Source organism: Streptomyces zingiberis (genome assembly GCF_012034935.1).
Taxonomy (GTDB): domain Bacteria; phylum Actinomycetota; class Actinomycetes; order Streptomycetales; family Streptomycetaceae; genus Streptomyces; species Streptomyces zingiberis.
The window spans coordinates 1-719 of record NZ_JAATEN010000060.1 but is presented as its reverse complement, the minus strand read 5'-3'; the positions used below and the strand labels follow the sequence as shown (position 1 = coordinate 719).

Here is a 719-nt window from a genome sequence, read left to right as displayed (position 1 = left end):
GGCCGGCGCCTCCCGCATCTTCGAGGGCGGTCCCGTCAACCAGACGGTGGTCGAGATGGAGCGGGGTTTCCTCTTCCTCATGTCCGTCTCGGACGGCTCCTCCCTCGCCGTCCTCGCCCACCCCGAGTGCGACATCGGCCTCGTGGGCTACGAGATGGCCCTCCTGGTGGACCGCGCCGGATCCGTCCTCACCCCGGACCTCCGCGCGGAACTCCAGGGATCACTTCTCAACTGATTCCGCTCAGACCAGGTACCACCACAACCGACCGTCGCGGGCCGCCCCCCACCAGCCCCACAGGCCTCCCCCCATCGGTCCCCGCCAGACGACAACCGTTGTCCAGCCCGGAGGAACCATGACACCGCCGCCAGTCTCGCCCGGCCCGTACGGCGCCTCACATCACGCGCCGTACGAGGACGAGGGCGACCAGCCACTGGTGCGGCCTTACGCCATGACCGGCGGCCGGACCAGACCCCGCTACCAGCTCGCCATCGAGGCACTGGTCAGCACCACCGCGGACCCCTCACGGCTGGAGACGCTGCTCCCGGAGCACGGGCGCATCTGCCATCTGTGCCGTGAGGTCAAGTCGGTGGCCGAGATCTCGGCCCTGCTGGCGATACCCCTGGGCGTGGCCCGGATCCTCGTGGCGGACCTGGCCGAGGCCGGGCTGGTGGCCATCCACCAGCCGGGCGGCAGCGGCGAAGCCGGCGGAACGCCGGAT

At 70.9% G+C, this 719-nt stretch carries 2 protein-coding genes; both read left to right on the top strand.

Annotated elements, in window-relative coordinates:
• Positions 1-235 (top strand): roadblock/LC7 domain-containing protein (locus HCK00_RS26685; protein ID WP_375782019.1); only part of this gene is annotated, 235 nt, incomplete at its 5' end.
• Between the two features lie 118 nt (positions 236-353).
• Positions 354-719: DUF742 domain-containing protein (locus HCK00_RS26680; protein ID WP_168104612.1), on the top strand; the 366-nt coding region annotated here is incomplete at its 3' end.